This is a genomic window from Stenotrophomonas sp. WZN-1, from assembly GCF_002192255.1.
Taxonomy (GTDB): Bacteria; Pseudomonadota; Gammaproteobacteria; order Xanthomonadales; family Xanthomonadaceae; genus Stenotrophomonas.
Genome location: NZ_CP021768.1, coordinates 404,849 through 431,185, shown reverse-complemented (window position 1 = coordinate 431,185; position 26,337 = coordinate 404,849). Strand labels below are relative to the sequence as shown.

Annotated in this window: 29 protein-coding genes; 12 read left to right on the top strand and 17 right to left on the bottom strand. The window is 66.8% G+C overall.

Annotated elements, in window-relative coordinates:
- Positions 1–10 precede the first annotated feature (10 nt).
- From CCR98_RS01955 to CCR98_RS01945, 3 genes are all read left to right on the top strand, one after another.
- Positions 11–772 (top strand): L,D-transpeptidase family protein, encoded by a 762-nt coding sequence (locus tag CCR98_RS01955; RefSeq protein WP_087921303.1) that lies wholly within the window; start codon positions 11–13, stop codon positions 770–772.
- Positions 769–2,070 carry an amino acid permease gene (locus CCR98_RS01950; RefSeq protein ID WP_087921302.1) on the top strand — a complete coding sequence of 434 codons (1,302 nt, stop codon included), beginning with the start codon at positions 769–771 and terminating at the stop codon, positions 2,068–2,070. Before CCR98_RS01955 ends, CCR98_RS01950 begins: the two co-directional genes overlap by 4 nt.
- A 110-nt stretch (positions 2,071–2,180) precedes the next feature.
- On the top strand, positions 2,181–2,510 hold the full coding sequence (locus CCR98_RS01945) for a hypothetical protein (RefSeq protein WP_087921301.1): 330 nt from the start codon (positions 2,181–2,183) through the stop codon (positions 2,508–2,510).
- 52 nt (positions 2,511–2,562) lie between these two features.
- On the opposite strand, the gene yiaA is transcribed toward CCR98_RS01945, so the two are convergent.
- The gene (yiaA, locus tag CCR98_RS01940; protein WP_087921300.1) at positions 2,563–3,015 is read right to left on the bottom strand and encodes an inner membrane protein YiaA; all 453 of its coding nucleotides are present in this window, start codon (positions 3,013–3,015) and stop codon (positions 2,563–2,565) included.
- A 169-nt stretch (positions 3,016–3,184) separates the two neighbouring features.
- Here yiaA and CCR98_RS01935 point away from each other — a divergent pair, with 169 nt between their 5' ends.
- The gene (locus tag CCR98_RS01935; protein ID WP_087921299.1) at positions 3,185–4,351 is read left to right on the top strand and encodes a PQQ-dependent sugar dehydrogenase; all 1,167 of its coding nucleotides are present in this window, start codon (positions 3,185–3,187) and stop codon (positions 4,349–4,351) included.
- A gap of 70 nt (positions 4,352–4,421) precedes the next feature.
- Here the strand turns inward: CCR98_RS01935 and CCR98_RS01930 are convergent, their stop codons facing one another.
- The 4 genes from CCR98_RS01930 to folB all read right to left on the bottom strand — a co-directional run bounded on the left by CCR98_RS01930 (position 4,422) and on the right by folB (position 9,098).
- Positions 4,422–4,976: a hypothetical protein gene (locus tag CCR98_RS01930; RefSeq protein ID WP_087921298.1), complete on the bottom strand. Its 555-nt coding sequence runs from the start codon at positions 4,974–4,976 to the stop codon at positions 4,422–4,424.
- Between the two features lie 131 nt (positions 4,977–5,107).
- The gene (locus tag CCR98_RS01925) at positions 5,108–7,282 is read right to left on the bottom strand and encodes a glycoside hydrolase family 3 N-terminal domain-containing protein (RefSeq protein ID WP_087921297.1); all 2,175 of its coding nucleotides are present in this window, start codon (positions 7,280–7,282) and stop codon (positions 5,108–5,110) included.
- A 128-nt stretch (positions 7,283–7,410) separates the two neighbouring features.
- Positions 7,411–8,682 (bottom strand): mechanosensitive ion channel domain-containing protein, encoded by a 1,272-nt coding sequence (locus CCR98_RS01920; RefSeq protein ID WP_087921296.1) that lies wholly within the window; start codon positions 8,680–8,682, stop codon positions 7,411–7,413.
- A 62-nt stretch (positions 8,683–8,744) separates the two neighbouring features.
- Positions 8,745–9,098 (bottom strand): dihydroneopterin aldolase, encoded by a 354-nt coding sequence (gene folB, locus CCR98_RS01915; RefSeq protein WP_005407807.1) that lies wholly within the window; start codon positions 9,096–9,098, stop codon positions 8,745–8,747.
- 359 nt (positions 9,099–9,457) lie between these two features.
- Between folB and CCR98_RS01910 the strand changes: the two genes are divergently transcribed.
- Positions 9,458–10,123, top strand: coding sequence for a hypothetical protein (locus CCR98_RS01910; protein ID WP_087921295.1), 666 nt, complete (start codon positions 9,458–9,460; stop codon positions 10,121–10,123).
- Between the two features lie 33 nt (positions 10,124–10,156).
- Here the strand turns inward: CCR98_RS01910 and tsaD are convergent, their stop codons facing one another.
- Positions 10,157–11,182 carry a tRNA (adenosine(37)-N6)-threonylcarbamoyltransferase complex transferase subunit TsaD gene (gene tsaD / locus CCR98_RS01905; RefSeq protein WP_021202939.1) on the bottom strand — a complete coding sequence of 342 codons (1,026 nt, stop codon included), beginning with the start codon at positions 11,180–11,182 and terminating at the stop codon, positions 10,157–10,159.
- A 166-nt stretch (positions 11,183–11,348) separates the two neighbouring features.
- On the opposite strand from tsaD, the gene rpsU reads away from it, so the two are divergent.
- The 6 genes from rpsU to CCR98_RS01875 all read left to right on the top strand — a co-directional run bounded on the left by rpsU (position 11,349) and on the right by CCR98_RS01875 (position 16,484).
- Positions 11,349–11,564, top strand: coding sequence for a 30S ribosomal protein S21 (gene rpsU / locus CCR98_RS01900; RefSeq protein WP_002808376.1), 216 nt, complete (start codon positions 11,349–11,351; stop codon positions 11,562–11,564).
- A gap of 132 nt (positions 11,565–11,696) precedes the next feature.
- A complete protein-coding gene (locus CCR98_RS01895; protein WP_005412032.1) occupies positions 11,697–12,140 on the top strand; it encodes a GatB/YqeY domain-containing protein in 444 nt (147 codons plus the stop codon).
- 96 nt (positions 12,141–12,236) lie between these two features.
- Positions 12,237–13,160 carry a YihY/virulence factor BrkB family protein gene (locus tag CCR98_RS01890; protein WP_087921294.1) on the top strand — a complete coding sequence of 308 codons (924 nt, stop codon included), beginning with the start codon at positions 12,237–12,239 and terminating at the stop codon, positions 13,158–13,160.
- 56 nt (positions 13,161–13,216) lie between these two features.
- The gene (gene dnaG / locus CCR98_RS01885) at positions 13,217–14,956 is read left to right on the top strand and encodes a DNA primase (RefSeq protein ID WP_087924122.1); all 1,740 of its coding nucleotides are present in this window, start codon (positions 13,217–13,219) and stop codon (positions 14,954–14,956) included.
- 27 nt (positions 14,957–14,983) lie between these two features.
- Positions 14,984–15,484 (top strand): sulfur transferase domain-containing protein, encoded by a 501-nt coding sequence (locus tag CCR98_RS01880; protein WP_087921293.1) that lies wholly within the window; start codon positions 14,984–14,986, stop codon positions 15,482–15,484.
- 28 nt (positions 15,485–15,512) lie between these two features.
- Complete coding sequence (locus tag CCR98_RS01875) at positions 15,513–16,484, top strand: bile acid:sodium symporter family protein (protein ID WP_087921292.1); 972 nt, start codon at positions 15,513–15,515, stop codon at positions 16,482–16,484.
- 116 nt (positions 16,485–16,600) lie between these two features.
- On the opposite strand, the gene CCR98_RS01870 is transcribed toward CCR98_RS01875, so the two are convergent.
- The 5 genes from CCR98_RS01870 to CCR98_RS01850 form a co-directional block, all read right to left on the bottom strand.
- A complete protein-coding gene (locus tag CCR98_RS01870; protein ID WP_087921291.1) occupies positions 16,601–17,407 on the bottom strand; it encodes a calcium-binding protein in 807 nt (268 codons plus the stop codon).
- Between the two features lie 143 nt (positions 17,408–17,550).
- Positions 17,551–18,444: a heme o synthase gene (gene cyoE / locus CCR98_RS01865; protein WP_014035731.1), complete on the bottom strand. Its 894-nt coding sequence runs from the start codon at positions 18,442–18,444 to the stop codon at positions 17,551–17,553.
- Between the two features lie 4 nt (positions 18,445–18,448).
- The gene (locus CCR98_RS01860) at positions 18,449–19,612 is read right to left on the bottom strand and encodes a COX15/CtaA family protein (protein ID WP_087921290.1); all 1,164 of its coding nucleotides are present in this window, start codon (positions 19,610–19,612) and stop codon (positions 18,449–18,451) included.
- A gap of 10 nt (positions 19,613–19,622) precedes the next feature.
- Positions 19,623–20,192 (bottom strand): hypothetical protein, encoded by a 570-nt coding sequence (locus CCR98_RS01855; protein ID WP_087921289.1) that lies wholly within the window; start codon positions 20,190–20,192, stop codon positions 19,623–19,625.
- A gap of 108 nt (positions 20,193–20,300) precedes the next feature.
- Entirely contained in the window at positions 20,301–21,017 is a 717-nt protein-coding gene (locus CCR98_RS01850) for an SURF1 family protein (RefSeq protein WP_087921288.1), read from the bottom strand.
- A gap of 57 nt (positions 21,018–21,074) precedes the next feature.
- Here CCR98_RS01850 and CCR98_RS01845 point away from each other — a divergent pair, with 57 nt between their 5' ends.
- Positions 21,075–21,293, top strand: coding sequence for a twin transmembrane helix small protein (locus tag CCR98_RS01845; protein WP_005412025.1), 219 nt, complete (start codon positions 21,075–21,077; stop codon positions 21,291–21,293).
- A 20-nt stretch (positions 21,294–21,313) separates the two neighbouring features.
- On the opposite strand, the gene CCR98_RS01840 is transcribed toward CCR98_RS01845, so the two are convergent.
- From CCR98_RS01840 to CCR98_RS01815, 6 genes are read right to left on the bottom strand one after another with little or no spacing between them, the layout of a single operon-like run.
- Positions 21,314–22,189 carry a cytochrome c oxidase subunit 3 gene (locus tag CCR98_RS01840; RefSeq protein WP_005407793.1) on the bottom strand — a complete coding sequence of 292 codons (876 nt, stop codon included), beginning with the start codon at positions 22,187–22,189 and terminating at the stop codon, positions 21,314–21,316.
- 13 nt (positions 22,190–22,202) lie between these two features.
- Positions 22,203–22,793 (bottom strand): cytochrome c oxidase assembly protein, encoded by a 591-nt coding sequence (locus CCR98_RS01835; protein WP_087921287.1) that lies wholly within the window; start codon positions 22,791–22,793, stop codon positions 22,203–22,205.
- Entirely contained in the window at positions 22,790–22,990 is a 201-nt protein-coding gene (locus CCR98_RS01830) for a hypothetical protein (protein ID WP_087921286.1), read from the bottom strand. The genes CCR98_RS01835 and CCR98_RS01830 overlap by 4 nt, the downstream gene beginning before the upstream one ends.
- Before the next feature lie 8 nt (positions 22,991–22,998).
- The gene (ctaD, locus tag CCR98_RS01825; RefSeq protein ID WP_087921285.1) at positions 22,999–24,606 is read right to left on the bottom strand and encodes a cytochrome c oxidase subunit I; all 1,608 of its coding nucleotides are present in this window, start codon (positions 24,604–24,606) and stop codon (positions 22,999–23,001) included.
- A 59-nt stretch (positions 24,607–24,665) separates the two neighbouring features.
- Complete coding sequence (gene coxB / locus CCR98_RS01820) at positions 24,666–25,619, bottom strand: cytochrome c oxidase subunit II (protein ID WP_087921284.1); 954 nt, start codon at positions 25,617–25,619, stop codon at positions 24,666–24,668.
- 11 nt (positions 25,620–25,630) lie between these two features.
- Positions 25,631–26,107: a DUF2244 domain-containing protein gene (locus CCR98_RS01815; RefSeq protein WP_087921283.1), complete on the bottom strand. Its 477-nt coding sequence runs from the start codon at positions 26,105–26,107 to the stop codon at positions 25,631–25,633.
- Positions 26,108–26,337 lie beyond the last annotated feature (230 nt).

Here is a 26,337-nt window from a genome sequence, read left to right as displayed (position 1 = left end):
GCGCACGTTGATGAGATCGCTGGTCCGCCTTGCCACCACCGCACTGCTGCTTGCCGCGGCGGTGTCCGCCCACGCCGCGCCATTGGACGGCGCACGCCAGCTGATCGTGGTCACCAGCGAAGGCTGGGACAGCACGCAGGGGCAGCTGCAGGCCTATGTGCGCGACGGCAAGGGCTGGCATGCGCATGGACAGGCGTTCCCGGTGGCGCTCGGCCGCACCGGCAGCGCCTGGGGCCTGGGCCTGCATCCGGCACAGGCCGATGGCCCGCAGAAACAGGAAGGCGATGGCCGCAGCCCGGCCGGCATATTCGCGCTCGGCAGTGCATTCGGCTATGCCGTCACCCGCCCCGGCACCGCGATGCCCTACCAGCCAATGCTGGACAGCAGCTACTGCATGGACGTGCCCGGTTCGCCGTTCTACAACCGCATCGTGGATGAAAAGAAGGTCGGCAGTGCGGCGGTCAAGGGCTCCACCGAGCCGATGCGGCTGGACCTGCACAACAAGGGCGATGTGCGCTACCAGGAAGGTTTCGTAATCGCCCACAACCCTGGCAACCAGCCCGGCAGGGGCAGCTGCATCTTCGCCCATCTCTGGCGCGCGCCCGGTGAGGCCACCGCCGGCTGTACCGCCATGCCTCAAGCACGCATGCAGGCACTACTGGACTGGCTGCGGCCGCAGGATACGCCGCGCTTCGTGCTGCTGCCGCGCGCCGAGTACACGCGCCTGCAGGCCCAGTGGCAGCTGCCCGCACTGAGCGGAGACGCCCGTTGAGCGCGCAGGACGAACCGCAGCTGCAGCGCGCGGTCAGCCGCTGGCAGATCGTCGGGCTGTCGATCAACGATGTGATCGGCAGCGGCATCTACCTGCTGCCGGCCGCCACCGTCGCCCTGCTCGGCCCCTTCAGCCTGTGGGGCGTGGTCGCCGCCGGCATCGTCGTCGCGCTGCTGGTGCTCTGCTACGCGCAGGCCGCCAGCTACTTCGACGAGCCCGGTGGCAGCTACCTGTATGCACGCGAGGCGTTCGGGCGATTCGCCGGGTTCGAGATCGGCTGGATGATCTGGCTGACCCGCATCAGCTCGGCGGCCGCACTCAGCAACGCGCTGGCCGATGCAGTCGCGCGCTTCTGGCCGTGGGCCGGCGCCGGCATGGGCCGCATCGCGGTGATCGTGGTGTCGCTCGGCTTCCTCACCGGCGTCAACATCATCGGCGTGCGTTCGGCTGCGCGGACCGGTGTGGTGCTGGTGATCGGCAAGATGCTGCCGCTGCTGATGTTCGTGGCCATCGGTGCGTTCTACATCGATCCGCAGCTGGCCTTCTCCGGCCAGCGCCCGGACCCGCACGACCTGCAGCGCATGGGCGAAGCCGCGTTGCTGCTGCTGTACGCCTACGCCGGCTTCGAGAACATCCCGGCTGCTGCGGGCGAGTACCGCAATCCGCGCCGCGATATTCCGTTCGCCCTGATCACCATGATCATCACCGTCACCGTCATCTACGGCGCGGTACAGGTGGTGGCGCAGGGCACGCTGGCCGGCCTGTCCAGCTCGGCGACGCCGTTGGCCGACGCCGCGGCCGGGTTCGGTGGCGAGGCACTGGCACTGATCCTGACCATCGGCGCCACCATCTCCATCCTCGGCACCAACAGCAACACGATGATGATGGGCCCGCGTTTCCTGTTCGCACTGGCACGCGATGGCTACGGGCCGAAGATCCTGGCGCAGGTGCATCCGCGCTTCCACACCCCGGCGGCGTCGATCCTGTGCCAGGGCCTGATCGCACTCGGCCTGGCCCTGTCCGGCTCGTTCGTGCAGCTGGCCCTGCTGTCGATGACCACGCGCCTGTTCGCCTATATCGGAACAGCCGCGGCAGTACTGGTACTGGCCAAGCGCTACGCCGACCGCCCCGGTGCGTTGAAGTTGCCGGGTGGCCCGCTTATTCCGGTACTGGCGCTGTTGCTGTGCCTGGCGCTGTTCGCCAGTGCCAGCTGGCAGAACATCGCTGCTGCTCTGGTCGCGTTCGCCATCGGCGCGGTGATCTACAAGCTGCCGCGAAAGGATGCCGACGCCGGATGACCGGTAGCGCCGGGCCATGCCCGGCGGATTGATCTGGTGATCACGCTGCCGGACCAGGCCGTTAACCGCCACGCAGGCAGGATCAGGCTTCGTCCACAACGGAGCCTTCCATGACCGAGTACCAGATCCCCGGCCGCGTACCGGACGACAGCACGCCGCGCGATGCGGTCAGCAACTACTGGCGCGAACGCTACACCGCCGAACCGTACTACGACGACCAGCTGTTCTTCGAGGACTATGAACCGGCCTACCGCATCGGCCATGCCGCGCGTGCGCAGGACATGATCCGCGCCTACGAACAGGTCGAAGCTGAACTGGAATCGCGCTGGGCCAGCGAACGCGGCCGCAGCCGCCTGGAGTGGGCGCAGGCACGCAGTGCCGTGCGCCGTGGCTGGGAGGAAGCGCAGCAGGTGGAACCGCGCCTGGCACGCGGCCCGTGACCGACCCGATATGCGGCGACGCCGGGCATGGCCCGGCGCTACCGTTGCTGCATCAGTCCTGCTCCGGCAGCGGCGGCACGACCGCGCTGCGCTTGCTCTCGCCGCCACCGGCAGCAATCAGGTCTCGGGTGTTCTTCTGCACCGCCACCGCACCGAACAGCGACAGCGCGTAGGCCATGCCATAGAAGCCCTTCTCGCTTGGCGCCAGCGTGGCATTCCACAGGCCGACCAGCAGCAACATCAGCGCCGACAGCAGCGCAAACCAGCACAGTGCGTAGTACAAACCACTCACCGGAATGCCCTCGACGCGGTCGCGCACGCTCTTCTGCAGCGACACCGCCGCGAACAGGCCAAACAGCAGCAGCGTCAGGTAGTAGCCCTTCTCGTTGAGCGCCATCGTGGCGTTGAACAGGCCGATCAGGTAGGCCGCCGCACCCAGCAGCAGGGCCACCCAGGAGGCGGCAATGAAAGCGGTGGATGGCTTGTGGGGCATGGCAGTGTTCATTGCAGATCCTTGGCAGGCAGACGGGCACGCTTTGCCCGGGCGTGCCCACCCTAGACGATCCCGCTGCCGACGCACAGGGGGGCGCAGGACCTTCGGGCCACGACGGTCACCGCTGCAGTGGTATACAAGGGACAGCCCGGCCATCCGCATCCCCGCCCTGGAGATACCCATGACCCGCACGCCCCTGCTGCTCGCCCTCGGCCTCGTGCCGATCCTCGCCACCTCCGCCTGCGATGCCGCCGATCCGGCTGCCGGCGGCGCGCAGACCGCCGCACCGGCCGCTGCCGCCACCGACCAGCGCCCGTTCACCGCCACCGAAGTCAGCCGCTTCGACCAGCCCTGGGCGATGACCTTCCTGCCCGACGGCAGCCTGCTGGTCACCGAAAAGCGCGGCAAGCTGCAGCACCTGGACCTGGCCAGCGGCCAGAAGCACGAGATCACCGGCGTTCCCAAGGTCGCCTACGGTGGCCAGGGTGGTTTCGGCGATGTGATCCTGCATCCGCAGTTCGCCCGCAACCACGTCATTTACGTCAGCTATGCCGAGGAAGGCACGCTGGACACCCGCGGTGCCGCCGTGGCCCGGGCCACGCTGGCGCTGGACGCCAACGGCGCCGGCCAGCTGAAGGACCTGAAGGTGATCTGGCGGCAGAGCCCGAAGGTCAGCGGTGAGGGCCACTACGGCCACCGCCTCGCCTTCGGCCCGGACGGCAAGCTGTGGATCAGTTCCAGTGAACGGCAGAAGTTCGATCCGGCACAGGACATGGGCGGCAATCTCGGCAAAATCATCCGCCTCAACGACGATGGCAGCCTGCCCGCCGACAACCCGTTCGCCTCACAGGGCGGTGTTGCCCCGCAGGTGTGGTCGCTGGGCCACCGCAACATCCTCGGCATGGCCTTCGATGCCAACGGCAAGCTGTGGGCGCACGAGATGGGCCCGGCCGGCGGCGACGAACTGAACCTGATCGTGCGCGGCGCCAACTACGGCTACCCGATCGTCTCCAACGGCAACCACTACGACGGCCGCCCGATTCCCGACCACGATACCCGCCCGGAGTTCGCCGCCCCGAAGGTGACCTGGACGCCAGTGATCTCGCCGGCCGGCTTCGTGATTTACAGCGGCACCCTGTTCCCGCAGTGGAAGGGCAGTGGCTTCATCGGTGGCCTGTCGTCCACCTCGCTGGTGCGCGTGACCTTCGATGGTGACAGCGCGCGCGAAGCCGAGCGCTTCAACATGGGCGAGCGTATCCGCGAAGTGGAACAGGGCCCCGATGGCGCGCTGTGGCTGCTGGAAGATGGCAGCAAGGCACGCCTGTTGAAGCTCACCCCGAAGACTTGATGCCACGGTAGTGCCGGCCGCTGGCCGGCACACTTCTCCGCAACGGCCCCGCACGCGGGGCCGTCTGCGTTCATTGGATGGTGATGACCTTCACTTCGGTCTGCGCACAGGTCTTGTCCAGGCACTGCCCGTTCAACCACACCTGCCCGTCACCGATCATCACGCCCTGCTGGTTGACGAACACCTTGCCGAAGTCCTGCCCGGACACCGCCTTGACCACCGCAGGGGTGATGATCTTCTCGTAGTTGCGCTGGAACTCACCGGGGCCGGTGATCTTCTTTCCGCCGGCGATATTCAGCGGGAAGCGCACCTCTTCCACCACCGCAGCGCGATCACCGCCGACCACGGCGGTCTTGAACGCGTTGAAGACCTTTTCATACTGCGCAGCATCACCGAGCACGCTCTCGATGCGCGCACGTGCATCTTCAGCAGGCGCGTCCGCTGCAGGGGTAGCCGGTGCAGCTGCAGCGGGTTCAGCCGCAGGCATCGCGGGTTCAGCCGCAGGCGTCGCCGCAGCACTGGCTTCCATCGGTGGCGGTGCATCCACCGCAGGCTCGGCCGGCGGTGCCGGCTGCGAACAGGCCGCCAGCAACAGGGCGGGAATCAACACAGCGATCGTGCGCATGCGCGGGCATCCATCGGTTCAAGAACACCGATGGTAGCGCCGTGCCAGTGAGGACAACAAAAAAGGGGACGGAGGGGATTAAGTCGTTAGTGGCACAAACGACTTAATCCCCTCCGTCCCCTTTTTCTCGATCAGGCCTTCAGCAGCTCGAACTGCACCGCCTCACCGGCGGCCGAGGACGCGCAGACCCACAGGTCGAACTGGCCCGGCTCGGCACGCAGCACGCCGTCGCGGCCGGTGAACGCCAGCTGCTCGCGGGTCAGGGTGAACACCACCTCGGTGGACTCGCCCGGCTGCAGCGCCACCTTGCGGAAGTCCTTCAGCTCGCGCACCGGACGCACGCGGCTGGCCACGCGGTCGTGGATGTACAGCTGCACCACTTCCTCGCCGGCCACGTCGCCGCTGTTGGTCAGCGCGGTGGTGATGGTCAGGGTGTCGTCCCAGCCAAGCTGGGCTGCACTCAGCTGCGGCACGCCGTAAGCGAAGGTGGTGTAGCCGATGCCATGCCCGAACGGATACAGCGGCTCGTTCGGAATCTCGCGCCAGCGGGCCTTGAACTCCGACATCGTCGGCAGTTCCGGGCGGCCGGTGCGCGGGTGGTTGTAGAAGTACGGCTGCTGGCCGGACACCTGCGGGAAGCTGACCGGCAGGCGGCCGGACGGACTGTAGTCACCAAACAGCACGTCGGCCACGGCATGGCCGGTCTGCGTGCCCAGGTACCAGGTCACCGCCACGGCCTGTGCATTGCGCACCGCGCCCTGCAGGGCCAGTGCACGGCCATTGCGCAGCAGCACCACCAGCGGCTTGCCGGTCATCGCCACGGCCTCGGCCAGCGCCTGCTGTGCCGGCGGCAGGGTGATCTCCACGCGCGACTGCGCTTCACCGCTGTAGCGCTGCGGTTCGCCCAGCGCCAGCACCACCACGTCGGCGCGCAGCGCGGCGGCCACGGCCGCTTCGGTGCCGCCCGGAATCGCGGCTTCCAGATCGCAACCCGGCACGATCTCCAGCAGCGCTTCATCGCCGATGGCGGCACGCACGCCGGTTTCCAGGTCCACGTAGCGCTGCTTGTCACCGAACAGCGTCCAGCAGCCTTCGATGTTCTCGCGGTCCTGCACGAACGGGCCGATCAGCGCGATCTTCTGCCCGGTCTTCTGCAGCGGCAGCACGTTGTCACGGTTGTTCAGCAGCACGATCGAACGGCGCGCGGCATCGCGCGACAGCGCGTCATGTGCGCCGTTGTGCGAAGTATCCGCTTCGCGCGCCGGGTCCAGCGAACGGTACGGGTCGTCGAACAGGCCGATGGTTTCCTTCAGCCACAGGATGCGGCGCACGCCTTCATCCAGCACCGCCATCGGCACGTCGCCGCTCTCGACCAGGCCCGGCAGGTGCTCGGCATAGAAGCCGCTCTGCATGCTCAGGTCCAGGCCGGCGGTGAACGCCTTGGCAGTGGCATCACGGTCATCGGCGGCATAGCCGTGCGCGACCAGTTCCATGTCGGCGGTGTAGTCGGAGATCACCACGCCCGGGAACTTCCACTCACCGCGCAGGATGTCGGTCAGCAGCTCGGCATTGGCGCTGGCCGGCACACCATTGATGTCGTTGAACGAGGACATCACGGTGATCGCGCCCGCATCGAAGGCCGCCTTGAACGGCGGCAGGTGGACGTCGCGCAGGGTCTGCGGCGAGATGTCCACCATGTTGTATTCCATGCCCGCCATCACCGCGCCGTAGGCGGCGAAGTGCTTCGGCGTGGCCAGCAGCGAATCGGCGGCGCGCAGGTCACTGCCCTGGAAGCCACGCACGCGGGCGGCGGCGAACGCACACCCCAGCACCACGTCCTCACCGGCACCTTCGGCGCCACGGCCCCAGCGCTGGTCGCGGGCGATGTCCACGGCCGGCGCATAGGTCCAGTGCAGGCCAGCGGCCGTCGCTTCGATGGCGGTAGCGCGCGCGGTGCGCTCGGCCAGCTCCGGCTCGAAGCTGGCGGCCTCGCCCAGCGGGATCGGGAACACGGTACGCATGCCGTGGATGACGTCGGCGGCCAGGATCACCGGAATGCCCAGGCGGCTCTCTTCGGTGGCGACCTGCTGGATGCGGCGGCCCAGCTCGGCGCCCACGCCATTGAACAGCGAGCCGACCTTGCCTTCGCGCACCTGCTGCAGCACCTGGTCGGCATTGCGCACGTTGGCTTCCGGGTTCACGTCCGGGGCGAACGGGCGGACCATGTCCGCGAAGACACCCAGCTGGCCGACCTTTTCCTCGACGGTCATCTGGGCAATGAGGGATTCGATGCGATCGGAGGCCACCAGCAGTCCTTGATGAAAACGTTTACAAGCCCGGCATTCTAGCGATCCCGAGCCGTTTGGCGAGAGGTTTCGTCATTCAGTTTCAGCCACCAGCGGGGTCCGTATGGCCCTGCCGGAGGCATCGCAGCTTACTCCGAGCCGGCCAACTGGCGCTGCCCGGCCATCAACATGGCGTCGCTGGAGGCCTGGAACACCCGCAGGCCGAAGGCCGGCAGGATCGCCAGCAGGTGGTCGAAGATGTCCGACTGGACTGCCTCGTACTCGCCCCAGGCGGTGCTGCGGGTGAAGCAGTACAGCTCCAGCGGCAGGCCCTCGGTGGTCGGCTGCAGCTGCCGTACCAGCAGGGTCATGTCGGTATGGATGCCCGGGTGGCTGCGCAGATACCGTTCCACATACGCACGGAAGGTACCCAGGTTGGTCACCCGGCGGCTGTTCACCTCGGCCACGCCCTGCTCGCGCAGGCGCCCGTTCCACTGCCCCAGTTCCTGCTCTTTGGCCTGCAGGTAGTCACGCAGCAGCGCGAACTCGCCGAGGAAGGTCAGATCCCCCTCATCCAGGAAGCCCACGCTGTGCTGGTCCAGGTACAGCGCGCGCTTGATGCGACGGCCACCGGCCTCCTGCATGCCGCGCCAGTTCTTGAACGACTCGGTCACCAGCTTCTTGGTCGGGATGGTGGTGATGGTCTTGTCGAAATTCTGCACGGTGATGGTGTGCAGCGCGATGTCGATCACATCGCCGTCGGCGTTCTGGCTGGGCATCTCGATCCAGTCGCCGATGCGCACGCGGCCATCGCCACTGATCTGCACACTGGCCACCAGCGACAGGATGGTGTCCTGGAAGATCAGCATCAGCACCGCCGTGGCCGCGCCCAGGCCGGTCACCAGCGGGCCCAGCTTCACCCCCAGCAGAGTGGCGACGATGGACAGGCCGGCGGCCACGAACACCACGATCTTGACCACCTGCAGGTAGCCCTTGATCGGCTTGTTGCGCGCATCGGGCTTGCGTTCGTACAGGCTGTTGGCCGCGTCCAGCGCATGCGAGAACGCCATCGACACCGTCAGTACGGCCCACACGATGCACAGCTTGATGATCACGTTGACCAGGCCAGGCGGCAGGTCGGGAATGAGGGTGATGCCCGAGGCGATCACCTGGCTGGGCACCACGTTGGACAGGCGCGAAATCACCCGCATCAGATGGCTGCCACGTCCGGACTCGGCGCCCGGCAGGCGCTGCAGCAGGCGCCGCAGGCCACGCACCAGGATGCGCTTGGTTACCCAGTTGGCCAGGCCGGCTGCGATCAGCAGCGCCGAGATCATCAACGCCAGGTAGGCGCCGGGATAGGGTTCCAGTGTGTTCTGCAGCTTTTCCAGCCACTGTACCGCCACCACCGCGTCCACCATCAGCTGTCTCCTTCTTCCTTCATTGATGTTGAGGTTGCCGGCCAGCGGCCGGCACTACCGGGTCAGTCCCGCGTGCGTTCGATGATCACGCCCACCGCGCGCGCGCCGCGCACCGCACCCGGCTTGCTCAGCTTCAGGCGCAGCCACTTCACGTCGAATTCGTCCAGCACGATCTGCGCGCAGCGCTCGGCCAGGGTCTCGACCAGGCCGAATTCCGACTCGCGCACGAACTGCTCCAGGCGCTTGCTGACCGCCTTGTAGTTCAGGGTATGGGCGATGTCATCGGTGGCCGCAGGGCGACGGTTGTCGAAGCCCATTTCCAGGTCGAACACCAGGTCCTGGCGGATCCGTCGTTCCCAATCGTAGATACCGATCAGGGCGTCGATCGTCAGCCCCTCGATGAAAACCTTGTCCATTGCGCTTACCAGCCCGAATACAGGGGGTCATGGTAACGGCACGACGGTGAGCCTGCCCGGAACGGGCAGTGGGTGACCGGCAGGGGCGCGGCTCCAGAAAAGACAAAGGGCCCTGCTAGCGGGGCCCTTTGGTACTACCGTTTGTCCCCGGGGGGAGCTGTTGAACAGCCGCGAGTCCCGGTGGCGCAGGCACGCAGATTAGGCAAGGACCCGATCGCCGGTCAAGGCCAATTCCGACAGGGCAGGTCAGGTAGTCGTCCGAGGCCAAACGCAGAAAATCAGCCGCGCGGACAACGACGTTCCCTGATGGTAGTCGCCGCCCACTCTCGCGAACATCGATTCCTCCTTCACCACCGCACATGACGATGGCTCCATACGATGTACTGCGGCGCGCGTTGTCAGCGGAGCGTCTGTCTACTTACGAGAGAATCGCATCGACCTGCAGCCCCGACGTCACAGCCGAATCCCTGTACCTCTGGAACATGCGGATGTGCAGTGCGCTGATGATGCCGGTCCATCTGTGCGAAGTGGTCACCCGCAACGCCGCTGCTACCGTGCTCGCCCGGCAGCATGGCCCGCGTTGGCCGTGGAATGATGCCTTCCGGCGCAGGCTGCCAACCTCGTCCTGTACTTCCGCACGTGCAGCACTGGAACAGGTTGCTGGCCGCACGACCGATACACCCGAAATCGTCGCCAAGCTGCCGATGGTGTTCTGGCAGCAGCTTTTCACCTGTCGCTTCGACGCCACGCTGTGGATACCCGCACTCAACGGAGTTCTGCGGCATGCACCCTCAGCCCATCCCAGCGTCATCAGAAAAGCCATCCACGCTGACATCGGACGCATTCGCCACCTGCGCAACCGCATCGCGCACCACGAGCCCATCCTCGAGCGCGACATCGGCGCTGACCTGGCCGCGATCGGGCGGCTGATCCACGCCCGCTGCCCGCATACGCTGGGCTGGCTGCAGCGCCATGAGCGAGCGACGACGGTGTTGGCGGCGTCGCCGTTGGCAGAGCGTCCGTAATGCGTTCGCCGGGCGTGGCCCGGCGCTACGGGCTCAGACCGCCGGCAGGGTCGCCATGTCCCAGCGCGGGGTCACATCCACCTTCGGCGGGCTGTGCTGGCCGGCCTGCAGGCGCAGCGCGCCGGCGAAGGCGATCATCGCGCCGTTGTCGGTGCACAGTGCCGGCCGCGGGAAGCAGGCACGGCCGCCGAGACGCTCGGCCATCTGCTGCAGGCGGGCGCGCAGGCGCTTGTTGGCACCGACGCCGCCGGCCACCACGATCACGTTGGTGCCCGCCGCTTCCAGCGCGCGCTCGCATTTGATCGACAGGGTCTCGACCACGGCATCTTCAAAGCCACGGGCGATGTCGGCACGGGTCTGTTCGCTCTGGTCACTGTCGCGCCAGGCCATCAGGACCTGGGTCTTCAGGCCGGAGAAGCTGAAATCCAACCCCGGGCGGTCGGTCATCGGCCGCGCGAAGCGGTATGCCCCTGGCGTGCCCTGCTCGGCCAGCCTGGCCAGCTGCGGGCCGCCCGGATACGGCAGGCCCATCAGCTTGGCGGTCTTGTCGAAGGCCTCGCCGGCCGCGTCGTCCAGGGTCTCGCCCAGCAGGCGGTACTGGCCGATGGCGTCCACCGCCACAAGCTGGGTATGCCCGCCGGACACCAGCAATGCCACGAACGGCGCTTCCGGCGGGTCGTCCTCCATCAGCGGGGCCAGCAGGTGGCCTTCCATATGGTGTACGCCCACCGCCGGGACCTCCAGCGCCCAGGCCAGCGAGCGGGCCACGCCCGCGCCGACCAGCAACGCGCCGACCAGGCCAGGCCCGGCGGTGTAGGCCACGCCATCGATATCGCCCACGCCCAGGCCGGCGTCGGCCAGGGTCTGGCGTACCAGTGGCAGCAGCTTGCGGACGTGGTCGCGGCTGGCCAGCTCGGGCACCACACCACCGTATTCGGCGTGCAGGGCGATCTGGCTGTAGACCGCATGGGCGCGCAGGGCCGCGCTGCCGGCCAGGTCGGTGTCATACACCGCCACGCCGGTCTCATCACAGGAGGATTCGATGCCAAGGACTCGCATGCCTGCTATTATGACGCCCCTGCCGCCCCCTCGGGGGACGTGCAGATCTCACTGCTTTCGAACCCCCGGCCCGTATTCAGGGTTAGCCGCTTGCAGTTTGTCGTTTCGCCGCTATAATGTGCGGCTCGCCGGGCGTGACCCGGTTCTACTGTGTCCCGGAGATTCCATGCCCAGCGTCAAAGTCCGCGAGAACGAGCCCTTCGAGTTTGCTCTTCGCCGCTTCAAGCGCACTTGCGAAAAGGCCGGTGTGCTGGCCGAAACCCGCAAGCGCGAGTTCTACGAAAAGCCGACCCAGGAGCGCAAGCGCAAGGCCGCCGCTGCTGTGAAGCGTCAGCTGCGCCGCTCGTCGCGCGACGTCACCAAGCGTCAGCGCCTGTACTGATCGGACGCATCTTCATTGCGGCGGCCTGCCCGTCGCGATGGAGCCGAAGCCGGCACGCGCGAGCGTTGCCGGCTTTTTGCGTTTCCGGGTTCGGGCATCCGCCCCGCCCCACCTACCACCACGAGGTTCCTCATGAGCATGAAGCAGCAGCTCACCGAAGACATGAAGGCCGCCATGAAGGCGGGCGAGAAGCACAAGCTGGGCGTGATCCGCCTGATCAACGCCGCCATCAAGCAGCGTGAAGTGGACGAGCGCATCGAGCTGGATGACACCGCGGTGATCGCCGTGCTCGACAAGATGGTCAAGCAGCGCAAGGACTCGGTCAGCCAGTACGAAGCGGCCAACCGCGAAGACCTGGCCGAGATCGAGCGCGCCGAGATCGTGGTCATCGAAGCCTACCTGCCGGCCAAGATGGGCGAAGCCGAGATCGTGGCCGCCATCCAGGCCGCCATCGCCGAGACCGGCGCCTCCGGCCCGGCCGACATGGGCAAGCTGATGGGCGCACTGAAGCCCAAGCTCGCTGGCCAGGCCGACATGGGCCTGGTCTCCAAGCTGGTCAAGCAGCTGCTGGCGTAAGCCGGCGCTGATGCGGTGGTGCCGGGCAACGCCCGGCGCCACCGATGCGTTGCCTGCTTCACCGCGCCTTCGACTCCCGGCTGCTACAACGACAGCATGGTTGAACCCGCGACCCCTGTTCCCGTGAATCTGCGCAAATACGTCCAGCGCCTGCAGGACAGCTTTCCCATGGCCGTCGGCAAGCGCTTCGTCGAGATCGACGTCCTTACCCAGGCCGCCTCGGTCTCGTTCTACGCCCTGCTCTCGATGGCCCCCTTGCTGGTGCTGCTGCTGTGGCTGACCGCTTCCCTGTACCCGCCCGCGCAGCAGGCCCTGGTCGAACAGATCAGCGCCGCCGCCGGCAGCAGCGCGGCCACCGTGGCCGAGACCGTGCTGAAGAACGCCGACAATCAGCCCGACGTTGGTTCGCTGGCCGGACTGTGGAGCACCCTGCTGCTGTTCATTGGTGCCACCGCCGTGTTCGCGCAGCTGCAGAACGCACTGAACCTGATCTTCCGTACCAGCGGCGAGCGCCTGGACGGGATCAAGGCGTGGCTGCGCAAGCGCGTGTTTTCCTTCGGCGTGGTGCTGGCGCTGGGCTTCCTGCTGATCCTGTCGATGACCGCCACCACGGTGCTGCAGGTGGCCTTCGCGCAACTGCCCTCGATCCTGCCCGCGCTGGGGTACGTCACCAGCCTGCTGCTGTACGCGGTGGGGTTCGCCTTCATGTACCACTACCTGCCCGACCGTCGCGTGGCGTGGCGCCAGGCCTTCATCGGCGGCGTCATCACCTCGGCATTGTTCGCACTGGGCCGCTATGGCATCGGCGTCTACATCGCCACCGTCGCCCCGGGCAGCGCCTATGGTTCGATGGGCGCGCTGGTCATTTCGCTGGTCTGGATCTACTACGCCACCGTGGTGTTCTTTGTCGGCGCGCTGATGACCGCGGTGATCGATGAGCGCCTGCGCGCACGCACCCACCTGGCGGCCGCCGGCATCGATCCTGCGCAGGCCAGCCCGCTGCCCGGCGGAGTAGACTAGGCGGACTGATCGTTCCGCCTCGCGTGGCCTGCTGGCTGCGCCCTGCCCTGTTGCCCATGGCCCGTATCCCCGACGCTTTCATCGACGACCTGCTCGCCCGCACCGACATCGTCGAGGTGGTGGGCAGCCGCGTGCCGTTGAAGCGCCAGGGCAAGGAGTACGCCGCCCGCTGCCCGTTCCATGACGAGCGCTCGGCGTCGTTCACGGTCTCGCCCACCAAGCAGTTCTATCACTGCTTCGGCTGTGGCGCGCACGGCACCGCGATCAGCTTCCTGATGAACTACGACCGCCTCGAGTTCCTCGACGCGGTGGATGAACTGGCCAAGCGCGCCGGCATGGAAGTGCCGCGCAGCGAGAACCCGCGCAGCCCGCAGCAGCAGGACGACAGCCGCGAGCTGTACTCGGCGCTTGAGGCGGCCACGAAGTTCTTCCAGAACAACCTGCAGGGCAGCGACAAGGCCCGCAGCTACCTGGATGGCCGTGGCGTGGATGAAGAGAACCGCGCGCGCTTCCAGATCGGCTACGCGCCGGATGGCTACAGCGGCCTGCGCGATGCGCTGGGCAAGGACGAGCGGCGCATGAAGCTGCTCGACCGCGCCGGCCTGTTCTCCAAGAACGACCGCGGCCACGTCTACGACAAGTTCCGCGACCGGGTAATGTTCCCGATCTTCGACCGCCGTGGCCGGGTGATCGCCTTCGGCGGCCGTGTGTTCGAGAAGGATGACGGCCCCAAGTACCTCAATTCACCCGAGACCGCGCTGTTCCACAAGGGCCGCGAACTGTACGGCCTGTGGCAGGTGCGCCAGGCCAACCAGAAGATCGAGCGGCTGATCGTGGTCGAGGGCTACATGGACGTGGTTTCGCTGTTCCAGTTCGGCGTCACCCAGGCGGTGGCAACGCTGGGTACCGCGACCACGCCGGACCATGCCGAGCTGCTGTTCCGCAACGCGCCGGACGTGTTCTTCTGCTTCGACGGCGACGCCGCCGGCCGCCGCGCCGGCTGGAAGGCGCTGGAGTCGGTGCTGCCGCGCATGAAGGATGGCCGCCAGGCCTTCTTCCTGTTCCTGCCCGATGGCGAAGACCCGGACACCATCGTGCGCAAGGAAGGCGCCGAGGCGTTCAACGAGCGTCTGAAGCAGGCTACGCCGTTGTCGCAGTTCTTCTTCGACGAACTGACCCGCGAAATCAACCTGGGCACGCTCGATGGCAAGGCGCGCCTGGCCGAGCGCGCAAAGCCGATGCTGGCGCAGATTCCCGACGGTGCCTTCGGCGACCTGATGAAACAGCAGCTGGCGCAGTTGACCGGGCTCGGCGGCAACGCCCCGTCTGCGCGCGCACCGATGCCTCAGCGCCAGCCGGCACGCAACATTCAGCCCGTGGCCAAGCGCAGCCTGGTGCGCGGCGCGATCGCCGTGCTGCTGCAGCAACCGTCGCTGGCGCTGACGCTGGGCGGCAGGCATCACTTCCAGGGCCTGCGCCTGCCCGGCGTGGAACTGCTGCTGGAACTGCTGGGGCTGGTCGAACAGCGCCCGGACATCAGCACCGGCGCCCTGCTGGAACACTTCGACGGGCGTGAGGAACAGGCATCACTGCACACACTGGCTGCGCAGACACTGCCTGGCACCGAAGCCAGCTGGACCCAGGAACTGCACGACGCGGTGGCCCAGCTGGAGAAACAGCTGCTGGTGCAACGTCTGGAGGAGTTGTTGGCAAAGCAGCGCCAGCAGGGCCTGGACGATACTGACAAATACGAACTGCGCGAGCTGCTGAAGGCCCGCGCCGGACTGCGCCTGTAGCGGCAGGACGTTTTCACGGAGAAGACCATGCTGCTGCGCCTGACCTGCCTGCTGTTGTTGTCGCTCTGCCTGCCGCTGACGGCCCTGGCCGAAGACGCGCCCCTCAACGAAGTCCGCCCCGGCCTGTATGCCGGTGGCCAACCCAGCGCCGCACAGCTGCAGGCCTTGGCCGCACAGGGCGTACGCACCGTGATCGACCTGCGCCAGCCCGGCGAGGACCGGGATTTCGATGAAACCCGCGTCGCCGAATCACTGGGCCTGCGCTACGTGCGCATTCCGGTAGCCGGTGCCGAGGGGCTCGATGCCGCCAACGTGCGTGCTGTACACCAGGCCCTGCAGCAGAGCCAGGGGCCGGTGCTGCTGCACTGTGCGTCCGGCAACCGCGCCGGCGCCGTGCTCGGCCTGGTCAATGCACGCTACGAACATGCCAGCCCCGAGCAGGCCCTTCAGCTGGGCCAGCGTGCCGGCCTGAAGTCGCTGGAAGCCGCCACCCGCCAGCGCCTGGCCACGCCAGTCAGTTCGCCCTGAACCCTCCGCACCAAGGACTCTGCCCACCATGACCCGCTGGTGGTCGCGCCTGCGACCGGACAACTTCACCCTCGCCCTGCTGTGCACCGTCGGCCTGGCCTCGCTGCTGCCGATGAAGGGCGCCGCCGCCATCGTCCTCGACGATGTCACCACCGTCGCCATCGCCGCGCTGTTCTTCCTGCATGGCGCGCGCCTGCCGCGCGAGTCGATCATCGGCGGCATGCTGCACTGGCGGCTGCACCTGACCATCCTCGCCTGCACCTTCATCCTGTTCCCGCTGCTGGGGCTGATGTTCAAGCCGCTGTCGGGCTGGCTGCTGACGCCGGAGCTGTACCTGGGCGTGCTGTTCCTGTGCACCCTGCCGTCCACCGTGCAGTCGTCCATCGCGTTCACCTCGATGGCACGCGGCAATGTACCCGCAGCGGTGTGCAGCGCCTCGCTGTCGAGCATCCTCGGCGTGTTCCTGACCCCGCTACTGCTGACCGCGCTGGCCGGTACCTCCGGCGGCGTGCATGATCCGCTGCATGCGATCGGCGGCATCATGCTGCAGCTGCTGGTTCCGTTCGTGGCCGGCCACCTGCTGCGGCCATGGATCGCCGGCTGGGTGGAGAAGCAGCGCGCGCTGCTGCGCTACACCGACCAGGGCACGATCCTGCTGGTGGTGTACTCGGCATTCGGCGAAGCCGTCACCGAGGGCCTGTGGAGCAAGACGCCGCTGCTCTCGCTGCTGGCCGTGGCGGTCGTGGCCGCCGTGCTGCTCGGCATTGCCATGCCGCTGATCACCTTCATCGCGCGTCGCCTGCGCTTCAACCGCGAGGACGAGATCGCCATCGTGTTCTGCGGCTCGAAGAAGAGCCTGGCCACCGGCGTGCCGATCGCCAAGGTGCTGTTCGCCGGCGGCAGTCTCGGTGCCATCGTGCTGCCGGTGATGATCTACCACCAGATCCAGCTGATCGTCTGCGGCGTGATCGCGCAGCGATATGCGAAGCGCAAGCCCTGACAGGGCACGCGGGTTGTTCCCGGTAAACCATCCACGCATGGCGTGGATCTACTCCAAACCACCGATGGCGTGAACCAACAGTAGATCCACGCCATGCGCGGATGGGTTGCCTGACGCTACGGATCCACCAGCGTGCCGACGCTCAGCTGCGGCATCCACACCCACAGGTCGTACGGCCGTTCCGCATGGGTATCGCCCCGCGGCTGCGGGGCCACCTGCTCTGGCAGTGGCCTCGCCATGCAACGGTCCGCGCATCCCCACGCCTGACCACGCTGCGCGCCCAACCGTACGCTGTAGATATCCAGGTCCCGCAGCTGCGACGCCATCGGGTGCATCTGCATTTCCGGCGGCATACCTTGCGGCCTCTGCAGCATGGCGTGCACGTTACCGGTCAGCACCAGCATGCGTGCATTGGCCGGTAGGCCTCGATAGAGCCGCCGCAACTCGGCTGCCATGAGGTCATCGCGTACCTGGTTGCCGCCCTTGCTGGCGTTGACGTCATAGCCAACGACGTCGATCACACGTCCCTGCGACTTCAGCACGCGCAGGCTTTCGATCATCGCCAGCATGTCGCGGCTGCGACGACCGTCATGCTGATCATCGCGCACGGTCCAGAACGCACGCCCGCGCAGATGCTGGCGTGCCTTCTCCCCGCCATCGGAAGCCAGGTAATCGCGCAGCGTGGGGGTTTCCCCGCGTGGCAGTTCCAGCGCCAGCAGGACCGGCCCGGTGCGGCTGTAGTCGTCCACCAGCTGCCGCACCAGCAGCGGCGTCTCGCGAGTTCCATGGAATTCGCCCAGCACGAGCATGCGGTGGTCGCCGGCGTGCTGGCGGATCTGCGCGGCGGTGTCGTCGGCATGCGCACTGAGGGCCATGCCCAGCGCCAGCAGCAGCACGGCGGTCCAGCGGAAGATCGAATGCATCCCTGCGCCTTCCTTTCCTTGGGGTCAGGAACAGCAATGGCGACGCAGCTGGCGCAGATCAAGTGTAGAGCCGAGCCCATGCTCGGCTGCTTCTCCGATCAGCCCTCGGCCGAGCATGGCTCGGCTCCACAAAGGGCAGCCCCTTACAACCAGGGCAGGATCCAGTGGTCCACCAGCAGGAAGGCGAACAGCGCCATCAGGTAGACGATGGAGTAATAGAACATCTTCATCGAGAACAGCTCGTCCGGCGGGTCCAGCATGCGCCAGGCGTACCAGAGGAACACGGCGTTGAGCACGATCGCGCCGCCCAGGTAGAACGCACCGCTCATGCCCACCAGGTAGGGCAGCAGGCAGACCAGCGCCAGCACCACCGAATACACCATGATCTGCTTGCGGGTGTGCACCACGCCATGGGTCACCGGCAGCATCGGGATCTCCGCCTTGGCGTAGTCCTCGCGGCGGAAGATCGCCAGCGCCCAGAAGTGCGGCGGGGTCCAGATGAAGATGATCAGCACCAGCAGCGACGAGTACGCCCAGTCCGACGAACCCTGCATGCCGGTCACCGCGGCCCAGCCCAGCATCGGCGGCATCGCGCCGGCCAGGCCACCGATGACGATGTTCTGCGAGGTCGCACGCTTGAGGTACACGGTGTAGATCACCGCGTAGCCGATCAGCGAGGCGAAGGTCAGCACCGCGGTGATCAGGTTCACCCACAGCACCAGGATGGTCATCGACAGCACGATCAGCACGCCGGCGAACACCAGCACCTGCCACGGCTTGACCTTGCCCACCACCAGCGGGCGCCACGAGGTGCGGGCCATCTGCGCATCGATGTGCGCATCGAGCAGCTGGTTGATCGCGGCGGCGGCCGAAGCGGCCAGCCAGATACCGAGGAAGCCGAGCACGCCTGCGCGCACCTGCTCCCAGCTGGGCACGCCGGGGATGGCCAGGACCATGCCGACCAGGGCGGTGAAGACAATGAGGGCAACGACCTTGGGCTTGGTCAGGTCCCAGTACTGGCGGTAATTGGAAAACATGGAATCAGTCCGGGGCACGCAGGCGGGCCAGCAGGCTGACCAGCACGAACAACAGGGCAACGGCCACGCCGTTGTGGGCCACCGCCACTTCCAGTGGCAGCGCCAGCTTCACGTTGAGGATGCCGAGGGTGACCTGCAGCACCAGCAGCGCGATCAGCGCGCTGGCCCAGCCACGCATGCTCGGCAACCGGAACAGGCGCACGCCCAGCCACAGCAGGTAGACGGCCACCACTACCGCGAACAGGCGGTGTGCCATCTGGATGGCGATGCGCGAGGCGCCATCCAGCACGCCGCCTTCGTAATCCACGCCGATGCCACGCCACAGGGTGAAGCCTTCGACGAAGTTGTGCTGCGGCCACCACTGGTTGGCGCAGCGCGGGAAGTTGTCCAGCGAGGCGCTGCCACCGCCGCAGGCGAGTGCGGCGTAGTTGGCGCTGACCCAGCCCCCCAGCGCGATCTGGGTGACCAGCACCGCCACGCCGATGCGCAGCAGCCACTTCAGCTTCGGCGCTTCGGCCAGGGTGATCGGCATGTGCGTCGCACGCCAGGCCATCCACACCAGCAGGCCGAACATCAGCATGCCGCCGAGCAGATGGCCCATCACCACGATGGGCTTGAGCAGCAGGGTCACCGTCCACATGCCCAGCAGGGCCTGGAAGATCACCACCGCCAGGGTCAGCAGCGCCGCACGTGCGAGATCGATGTTGCTCCAGCGCAGCGCGGCGATCAGCAGGATCGCCTCGCCGATCAACGCCAGGGCACTGGCGGTGCCGTGCCAGCCCATCATGTACAGCGGTATGCCGGCGGCCACCAGTACGCAGGCGGTCACCACCGCCGTGCTTCCGAATCGCCGCTTGCGCGTGGCCAACAGGGCCAGGGTCAGGATCTCGATGCCCAGCGCGCCCGCCAGGAAGCGGTGCACCTGCTCACGCCAGGCCTTGTGGGTCTCCAGCGGGCGGATCTCCGCCGCCGGGTGGCCGATGGTCTCTTCCACGTGCTGCGGCCAGGTGGCCTGGCCATAGCAGGTCGGCCAGTCCGGGCAGCTCAGGCCGGCATCGGACAAGCGCACGAAGGCGCCGAACATGATCGTGCTTGCGGTCATGATCATGGCGAACCACGCCAGGCGGTGGAAATTGCGGTGCAGCGCCGGACGCGCGGAAAGGCTCATCAAACGGGACTCACTTCAGTTTCAGCAACGTGGCCATGTCCTTGCGCAGGCCACCGAGGTCGGAACCCGGGGCATGGCGCATGATCACGAAGCCGTTCGGATCGATCACGTAGACCGGCAGTCCCGCCGGATCATCGACGCCCGGCAACGCCGCGCGCAGGGCTGGCGACGGAGCCAGCGGCCGCAGCGCGGGCAGCGAGGCGATCGACGCCGGTGGCGTACCCAGCCACAGGATCTCGACATTATCGGCGTTATGGCCGAACAGCTGCCACACCTTGCCCAGTCCCTGCGACAAAGTGACGCACTGCGCGTCGCAGGCGCCAGGCGGGGCCACCAGCAGTCGCCAAGTACGGGCCTCGGGGTTCCAGGGATACGGCTGGCCGCTGGCCAGGGTTGGCGCCTGCTGGCGCAGGTCCACCGGCGGCTTCAGCAGCTGGCCGGTATTGCGGTGCCCGGTCGGCTGCCAGCCGGAGAAGCGCAGCACGGCGGCCAGCGCCATCGCCCCGAAGAACACGGCAAACAGCAGCACCAGGGTCCGGCGGCCGGAACCGCGCGCCTGCGGGGACGTAGCAGTGTTCATGCGGGGCATTTTCTCATGGTTGGGTAGGGGTTGCGGGTGTGGTGGCCCAGGAGTGCCGGGCGCTGGCCGGCATCCAGGATTCCGGGGGATGCCGGCCAGCGGCCGGCACTACCGGGCGATGGGGCGTCTCCTGCGCCGCTCCAGCACCACGGCCACCACCAGCACGGTCAGGGCCAGCCCGAACCACTGCACGGCGTAGCCCAGGTGGCGCTGCGGCGGCAGCGTGTTCGGCAGCAGGTCCAGATCGCGCTCGTCGCCGAATGGCAGCGCCGGGTCCAGCCGCAGCACGCGGTCGGGTAGCGTCTGCAGCCCCAGCGCGCGCGCCAGGCCTTCGGCCGGCAAACGGCTGGCCAGCCAACGCCCGGCCTCACCAGTGGCGGAGAACGCCGGGCCCAGTGCCAGTCCCGCTGACGGCGGCGGCGCCAGCAGACCACGTACGGCCACCGGCGAAGGCGGCGCCGGTATGTCCGGCAGCGTGCGATCCGGCGGCAACGCACGCCAACCGAGATCGACCAGCAGGACGCTGCCATCGTCACTGCGGAACGGACGATAGATCTTCACCCCGGCGCGGCCATGCCGGGTCTGGTTGTCCAGCAGCACCATGCCTGGCAGGAAGCGGCCGTGGTCGGCCACGCCGTGCAACGCGCCGGGCGCCGCCAGGGCCTGCGCCAGCGGCAGCGCCTGCGCTACAGCTGGCCCCTGCGCATCCAACATTGCCTGTTTGGCATGCATGCGCTGAAGCTGCCACAGCCCCAATGCGCTGAAACCGGCCATCGCCAGCATCGCCAGCAGCCATCCGATCACGCGCGTGTGCTGGCGCATCATGACAAGTCCGCGCAAACGCGGTCATATAGGCGCATCCACCCTGCCCTCGAGCCGCGCATGAGTGATTCGCTGAAGACCCTGCTGGTAATCGCGTTTCTGATCGTCATCGTCTGGAATCTGGGCGCGGGCCTGTATTACCTGCTGGTCGACCGCGGCCAGACCAAGCGCACGGTCAACGCACTGACCCGCCGCATCGCGGTGTCGGTGGCATTGATCCTGCTGGTGATCGTGAGCATCTACATGGGCTGGATCAAACCGCACGGCATCGGCGGCTGAAGCCACCGATGCGTGCGCGGTCAGAGCACGTAGACGAACAGGAACAGCATCAGCCACACCACGTCGACGAAGTGCCAGTACCACGCGGCGGCTTCGAAACCGAAATGGTTGTCGCGGGTGAAGTGTCCCTTGGCCGAGCGCAGCCACATCACGATCAGCATGATCGTGCCCAGCAGCACGTGCGCGCCGTGGAAGCCGGTCAGCATGAAGAAGGTCGAGCCGTAGATGCCGGAGCCGAGCGTCAGGTTCAGTTCCTTGTAGGCGTGGATGTATTCCTCCGCCTGCAGGGTCAGGAAGCCGAGGCCGAGCACCACGGTCAGGCCCAGCCAGATCAGCAGCTGGCGGCGGTTGCCGGCCTTCAGCGCATGGTGGGCGATGGTCAGGGTCACGCCGGAGGTGAGCAGGATCAGGGTGTTGATCAGCGGCAGGCCCCAGGCCGGGATGGTCTGGAACGCGCCACCGATCGCGGCCGGGCCATTGGTCGGCCATCCGGCGGAATAGCCCTGCCAGAGCAGCTCGTTGGTCATTACGCCGCGGCCTTCGCCACTGAGCCACGACAGGCCCAGGTTGCGGGTGTAGAACAGTGCGCCGAAGAACGCGCCGAAGAACATCACTTCGGAGAAGATGAACCAGATCATCCCCATCCGGAACGAGCCATCGACCTGGTGGTTGTAGTTGCCCGCCTGCGATTCACGCACCACGTCGCTGAACCACCAGAACAGGGTGAGCACCAGCATCGCGATACCGATGTAGAACGTCCAGCGTCCCCAGCTGGCATCGTTGAGCCAGCTGGCCACGCCCACCATGGTCACCATCATCGCGATGGAACCCACGAACGGCCATTTGCTCTGGGCCGGGACGAAGTACACGTTGGCATCGGTCGGTGTCTGGGCCATGTCGGTATCCGGGTCAGGGAGCAGCGTGCGCGCCTTCCGAGGTGGCGGCCGGGGCCAGCCGATCGGACAGCGCGTCGTTGCGGTAGAAGGTGTAGGACAAGGTGATCGTCTTGATTTCCGGCGGCAGGTCCGGATCGACGATGAAGCGCACCGGCATGTCGCGCTTCTCGCCGGCCTGCAGCGTCTGCGCGGTGAAACAGAAACATTCGGTCTTGCTGAAGAAGCCCGATGCGCGCGCCGGCGCTACCGAAGGCACCGCGCTGCCAACCACCGCCTGCTGGCTGTCATTGCGGGCGAAGTACAGCGCCTCGTTGAGTTCGCCGGGCACCACGTCCATGGTCAACTGCTCGGGGTGGAATGACCACGGCAGGCGGGAATTGACACCGCCATCGAACTCCACGCGCACAGTGCGCTTGCCAGACGCCGCACCCGCACTGGCTTCGCCACCGGGGCCGCGCTCCAGGCGCACGCCGAACACCTTTTCGCAGGCGATGCGGTACAGCGGAACCAGCGAGAACGTCAGCAGGAACACCGCCACCGCCACACCGATCAGGCGCGGCAGCCCGGCGCTGCGGGACGGTGTGCTGGCCGGCGCCTCGCTCATCGGCCGATCACGCCGCTGAGGATGAAGCCGACGTAGACCAGCACGGCGATGGCGCCGACCCACATCGCCGTGCGCTTCGCACGCTGGCGCTGCTGTTCGATGCTTCCGCCCTGGTAGAGCCGAACGCTGGTCGGCTGCTTTTCGTCAGTCGGGCCTGGCTCGACGCTGCCGATCGGGAGCGGGCTCTCGTTATGCATGCCCCACCTCAATGCGTGATGTCGTCATGCGCCAGATCTCCCGGGCGGATGGTCGGCGGCGTGGTGAAGGTGTGCGCCGGTGCCGGCGACGGCAGCGTCCACTCCAGGCCGCGCGCACCCTCCCAGGAACGGGCGTCGGCCTTCTCGCCGTTGCGCAGCGAGGACAGCAGGATCGCCGCCATCATGAACGGGGTCACGAACATGCCGAATGCACCGATCGAGCTGATCAGGTTCCAGTCGGCGAAGGCCACGCTGTAATCGGGAATACGGCGCGGCATGCCGGCCAGGCCGAGGAAATGCTGCGGGAAGAACAGCAGGTTGACGAACACGATCGACCACCAGAAGTGCACCTTGGCCCACTTCTCGCTGTACATGCGCCCGGTCCACTTCGGCCACCAGTAGTACACCGCGGCGATCAGCGCGAACACCGCGCCGGTCACCAGCACGTAGTGGAAGTGCGCGACCACGAAGTAGGTGTCGTGGTACTGGAAGTCCGCCGCCACGATGGCCAGCATCAGGCCGGAGAAGCCACCGATGGTGAACAGGATGACGAAGGCCACCGACCACAGCATCGGCGCCTCGAACGTCAGCGAGCCACGCCACATCGTGCTGACCCAGTTGAACACCTTCACGCCGGTCGGGATCGAGATCAGCATGGTGGCGAACATGAAGTAGATCTCGCCGCCCAGCGGCATGCCCACGGTGAACATGTGGTGGGCCCAGACGATGAACGACAGGAACGCGATCGCGGCGGTGGCGTACACCATGGCCTGGTAGCCGAACAACGGCTTGCGGCTGAAGGTCGGGATGATTTCGCTGACCACGCCGAAGGCGGGCAGGATCATGATGTAGACCTCGGGGTGCCCGAAGAACCAGAAGATGTGCTGGTACATCACCGGGTCACCGCCACCGGCGGCGTTGAAGAAGCTGGTACCGAAGAACTTGTCGGTCAGCAGCATGGTCACCGCGCCGGCCAGCACCGGCATCACCGCGATCAGCAGGAAGGCGGTGATCAACCAGGCCCAGCAGAAGATCGGCATCTTCAGCAGATCAATGCCGGGCGCACGCATGTTGAGCACGGTGGCGATGATGTTGATCGCGCCCATGATCGAACTGATGCCGGCCACGTGGATGGCGAACACGCTGAAGGCGACGTTGTAGCCGCCCTGCAGCGACAGTGGCGGGTACAACGTCCAGCCGCCGGCCGGTGCACCACCGGGCAGGAACAGGGTCAGCAGCAGCAGGCTGAAGGCCACCGGCAGCAGCCAGAACGACCAGTTGTTCATGCGCGGCAGCGCCATGTCCGGCGCGCCGATCTGCAGCGGGATCATCCAGTTGGCGAGGCCGACGAAGGCCGGCATCACGCCGCCAAAGATCATCACCAGCGCATGCACGGTGGTCATCTGGTTGAAGAACTCGGGCTTGACGAACTGCAGGCCCGGCTGCGCCAGCTCGGCGCGGATCACCACGCTCATCGCCGCGCCGATGATGAACATGATGAAGCTGAAACCCAGGTACAGCGTGCCGATGTCCTTGTGGTTGGTCGAGAAGAACCAACGCTCGAAGAAACTCTGCTGGTGATGGTGATCGTCGTGCCCAACTGCCGAGTGCGCCATTGCAAAACACCTCTCAGAATCGGTTGTCACCGCAGCCGCGAACGGCCGCGGGCTTTACATCACGCTCCGCTGGCCGCGGTGGCAGGTACGCTGCCCGCTTCTGCAGCAGCAGGCGCAGCCGGTGCCTCGCCCGCCGGTGCCGTCGGTTCGGCAGGTACCGCAGGCGTCGCCGGCTCAACAGGCGGCACGGGCTTGCGCTGCGCCAGCCACTGCTTGAATTCCTCCTTGGACACCGCCTCGACCACGATCGGCATGAAGCCGTGGTCCTTGCCGCACAGCTCGGCGCACTGGCCGCGGTAGACACCGGGCTGCTCGATGCTGGTCCAGGCTTCATTGATGAAGCCGGGGATGGCGTCCTGCTTCCAGCCCAGCGCCGGTACCCACCAGGCGTGGATCACGTCATCGGAAGTGATGACGAAACGCACCTTGGTATCGACCGGCAGCACCAGGCGGTTGTCGACGTCCAGCAGGTAGTGTGGGTGGCTTTCGCGGGTCGGCACGATGCCGCTCTGCCGCACGCGGTCGGACTCGCGGTCCAGGCGGCTGGTGAAGGTGACGTTCTCGCCGAGATATTCGTACTTCCACATCCACTGGTAGCCGGTGACCTTCACCGTCATTTCGGCATCGCGGGTGTCGTACATCTTGATCAGGTTGGCCGTGGCCGGCCACGCCATCACGATCAGGATGATCACCGGGATCACCGTCCAGATGATCTCGGCCTTGGTGTTGTGGCTGAAGGTGGCGGCGACCGCGCCCTTGGATTTGCGGAACTTGAAGATGGCGTAGGCCATCGCGCCGAACACGATGACGCCGATCACCGTGCAGATGATCAACGACAGGTTGTTCGATTCCCAGGCCAGGCGCGAGGTCTGGGTCACCCCCTTGCCCATGTTCAGCTGCCACGGCTTGGGATCGGCCGCCTGGGCCCAGGCCAACACCGGAACCAGTCCCCCGGCCACCATGGCGGCGACCGCTGCAACGCACTTCGTGCCCCACCTGCTGCTTTGCTTCATTGCCTAGACCCTTAGCGTCGTCGGTTGCCGCCATCGCTGGCGGCGAGCAAGCTTTCAAGTGTCTCTGCAAGCGTCTGGCGTTCGGCCGGCGCGAGGAAACTCCCCACCTCCACCTGCCGGCCGCTGGATGCCAGCCGGACCCTCTCATCGTCGGTGAGCAGGCGCACCCAGTGAGGGTGGGCCCGGAACACCGGCGATCCACCGGGTACGGGGATGACCTCCACGTACGCCGGGACTACCCGGATCTCCTCCTGCCGTTCACCACTGCGCCACAAGGCACGCAGTGCCGCTGCAAGCAACAGGCTGTACAGCAGCGCGAACAGGGGGGCGAATGCATTGCCGGCCAACCACCCGAGGGCGGACACCAGCCACATCGCACCCGACAACACGGTGAACAACAGGACGAACTGCCGGGCATCGAGCGCCCGTGGGGGACGCAGCCGCAGCTGCGTACCTGACCCATCCGGAGCTGGAAGCACCTCGATCATGTCGCAACCGCGTTCCTGCCGCGGGAAACGTCTCGATGGTAGCCCCGCCCTCTCGCCGGTAGCAAGGGTGCATTCACACTTTTTCCCATGCTGCAACACAGCATGGGGTCGGCGGCACGGATGACGAATTCAGCACAATTAATGGCGCACTGCCTGAACACGCTGAATCCGCTGCCGCTAGGGGCTATCAGCACTTCACGAAGGTGGCTGCGGGGCACTTCCGCAACCGG

What these genes read in the sequence shown, in the direction of transcription:
- CCR98_RS01870 (WP_087921291.1), bottom strand. Translation starts at nt 17,407, where the DNA reads ATGCATTCGATCTTCCGCTGGACCGCCGTGCTGCTGCTGGCGCTGGGC.
- tsaD (WP_021202939.1), bottom strand. Translation starts at nt 11,182, where the DNA reads ATGCGAGTCCTTGGCATCGAATCCTCCTGTGATGAGACCGGCGTGGCG.
- CCR98_RS01890 (WP_087921294.1), top strand. Translation starts at nt 12,237, where the DNA reads ATGGTTGAACCCGCGACCCCTGTTCCCGTGAATCTGCGCAAATACGTC.
- CCR98_RS01895 (WP_005412032.1), top strand. Translation starts at nt 11,697, where the DNA reads ATGAGCATGAAGCAGCAGCTCACCGAAGACATGAAGGCCGCCATGAAG.
- rpsU (WP_002808376.1), top strand. Translation starts at nt 11,349, where the DNA reads ATGCCCAGCGTCAAAGTCCGCGAGAACGAGCCCTTCGAGTTTGCTCTT.
- CCR98_RS01910 (WP_087921295.1), top strand. Translation starts at nt 9,458, where the DNA reads ATGACGATGGCTCCATACGATGTACTGCGGCGCGCGTTGTCAGCGGAG.
- CCR98_RS01860 (WP_087921290.1), bottom strand. Translation starts at nt 19,612, where the DNA reads ATGAGCCTTTCCGCGCGTCCGGCGCTGCACCGCAATTTCCACCGCCTG.
- CCR98_RS01880 (WP_087921293.1), top strand. Translation starts at nt 14,984, where the DNA reads ATGCTGCTGCGCCTGACCTGCCTGCTGTTGTTGTCGCTCTGCCTGCCG.
- CCR98_RS01945 (WP_087921301.1), top strand. Translation starts at nt 2,181, where the DNA reads ATGACCGAGTACCAGATCCCCGGCCGCGTACCGGACGACAGCACGCCG.
- CCR98_RS01815 (WP_087921283.1), bottom strand. Translation starts at nt 26,107, where the DNA reads ATGATCGAGGTGCTTCCAGCTCCGGATGGGTCAGGTACGCAGCTGCGG.
- yiaA (WP_087921300.1), bottom strand. Translation starts at nt 3,015, where the DNA reads ATGAACACTGCCATGCCCCACAAGCCATCCACCGCTTTCATTGCCGCC.
- cyoE (WP_014035731.1), bottom strand. Translation starts at nt 18,444, where the DNA reads ATGTTTTCCAATTACCGCCAGTACTGGGACCTGACCAAGCCCAAGGTC.
- CCR98_RS01830 (WP_087921286.1), bottom strand. Translation starts at nt 22,990, where the DNA reads ATGCATAACGAGAGCCCGCTCCCGATCGGCAGCGTCGAGCCAGGCCCG.
- CCR98_RS01850 (WP_087921288.1), bottom strand. Translation starts at nt 21,017, where the DNA reads ATGATGCGCCAGCACACGCGCGTGATCGGATGGCTGCTGGCGATGCTG.
- ctaD (WP_087921285.1), bottom strand. Translation starts at nt 24,606, where the DNA reads ATGGCGCACTCGGCAGTTGGGCACGACGATCACCATCACCAGCAGAGT.
- CCR98_RS01920 (WP_087921296.1), bottom strand. Translation starts at nt 8,682, where the DNA reads ATGGTGGACGCGGTGGTGGCGGTACAGTGGCTGGAAAAGCTGCAGAAC.
- CCR98_RS01855 (WP_087921289.1), bottom strand. Translation starts at nt 20,192, where the DNA reads ATGAACACTGCTACGTCCCCGCAGGCGCGCGGTTCCGGCCGCCGGACC.
- CCR98_RS01935 (WP_087921299.1), top strand. Translation starts at nt 3,185, where the DNA reads ATGACCCGCACGCCCCTGCTGCTCGCCCTCGGCCTCGTGCCGATCCTC.
- folB (WP_005407807.1), bottom strand. Translation starts at nt 9,098, where the DNA reads ATGGACAAGGTTTTCATCGAGGGGCTGACGATCGACGCCCTGATCGGT.
- CCR98_RS01840 (WP_005407793.1), bottom strand. Translation starts at nt 22,189, where the DNA reads ATGGCCCAGACACCGACCGATGCCAACGTGTACTTCGTCCCGGCCCAG.
- coxB (WP_087921284.1), bottom strand. Translation starts at nt 25,619, where the DNA reads ATGAAGCAAAGCAGCAGGTGGGGCACGAAGTGCGTTGCAGCGGTCGCC.
- CCR98_RS01955 (WP_087921303.1), top strand. Translation starts at nt 11, where the DNA reads ATGAGATCGCTGGTCCGCCTTGCCACCACCGCACTGCTGCTTGCCGCG.
- dnaG (WP_087924122.1), top strand. Translation starts at nt 13,217, where the DNA reads ATGGCCCGTATCCCCGACGCTTTCATCGACGACCTGCTCGCCCGCACC.
- CCR98_RS01845 (WP_005412025.1), top strand. Translation starts at nt 21,075, where the DNA reads ATGAGTGATTCGCTGAAGACCCTGCTGGTAATCGCGTTTCTGATCGTC.
- CCR98_RS01835 (WP_087921287.1), bottom strand. Translation starts at nt 22,793, where the DNA reads ATGAGCGAGGCGCCGGCCAGCACACCGTCCCGCAGCGCCGGGCTGCCG.
- CCR98_RS01875 (WP_087921292.1), top strand. Translation starts at nt 15,513, where the DNA reads ATGACCCGCTGGTGGTCGCGCCTGCGACCGGACAACTTCACCCTCGCC.
- CCR98_RS01930 (WP_087921298.1), bottom strand. Translation starts at nt 4,976, where the DNA reads ATGCGCACGATCGCTGTGTTGATTCCCGCCCTGTTGCTGGCGGCCTGT.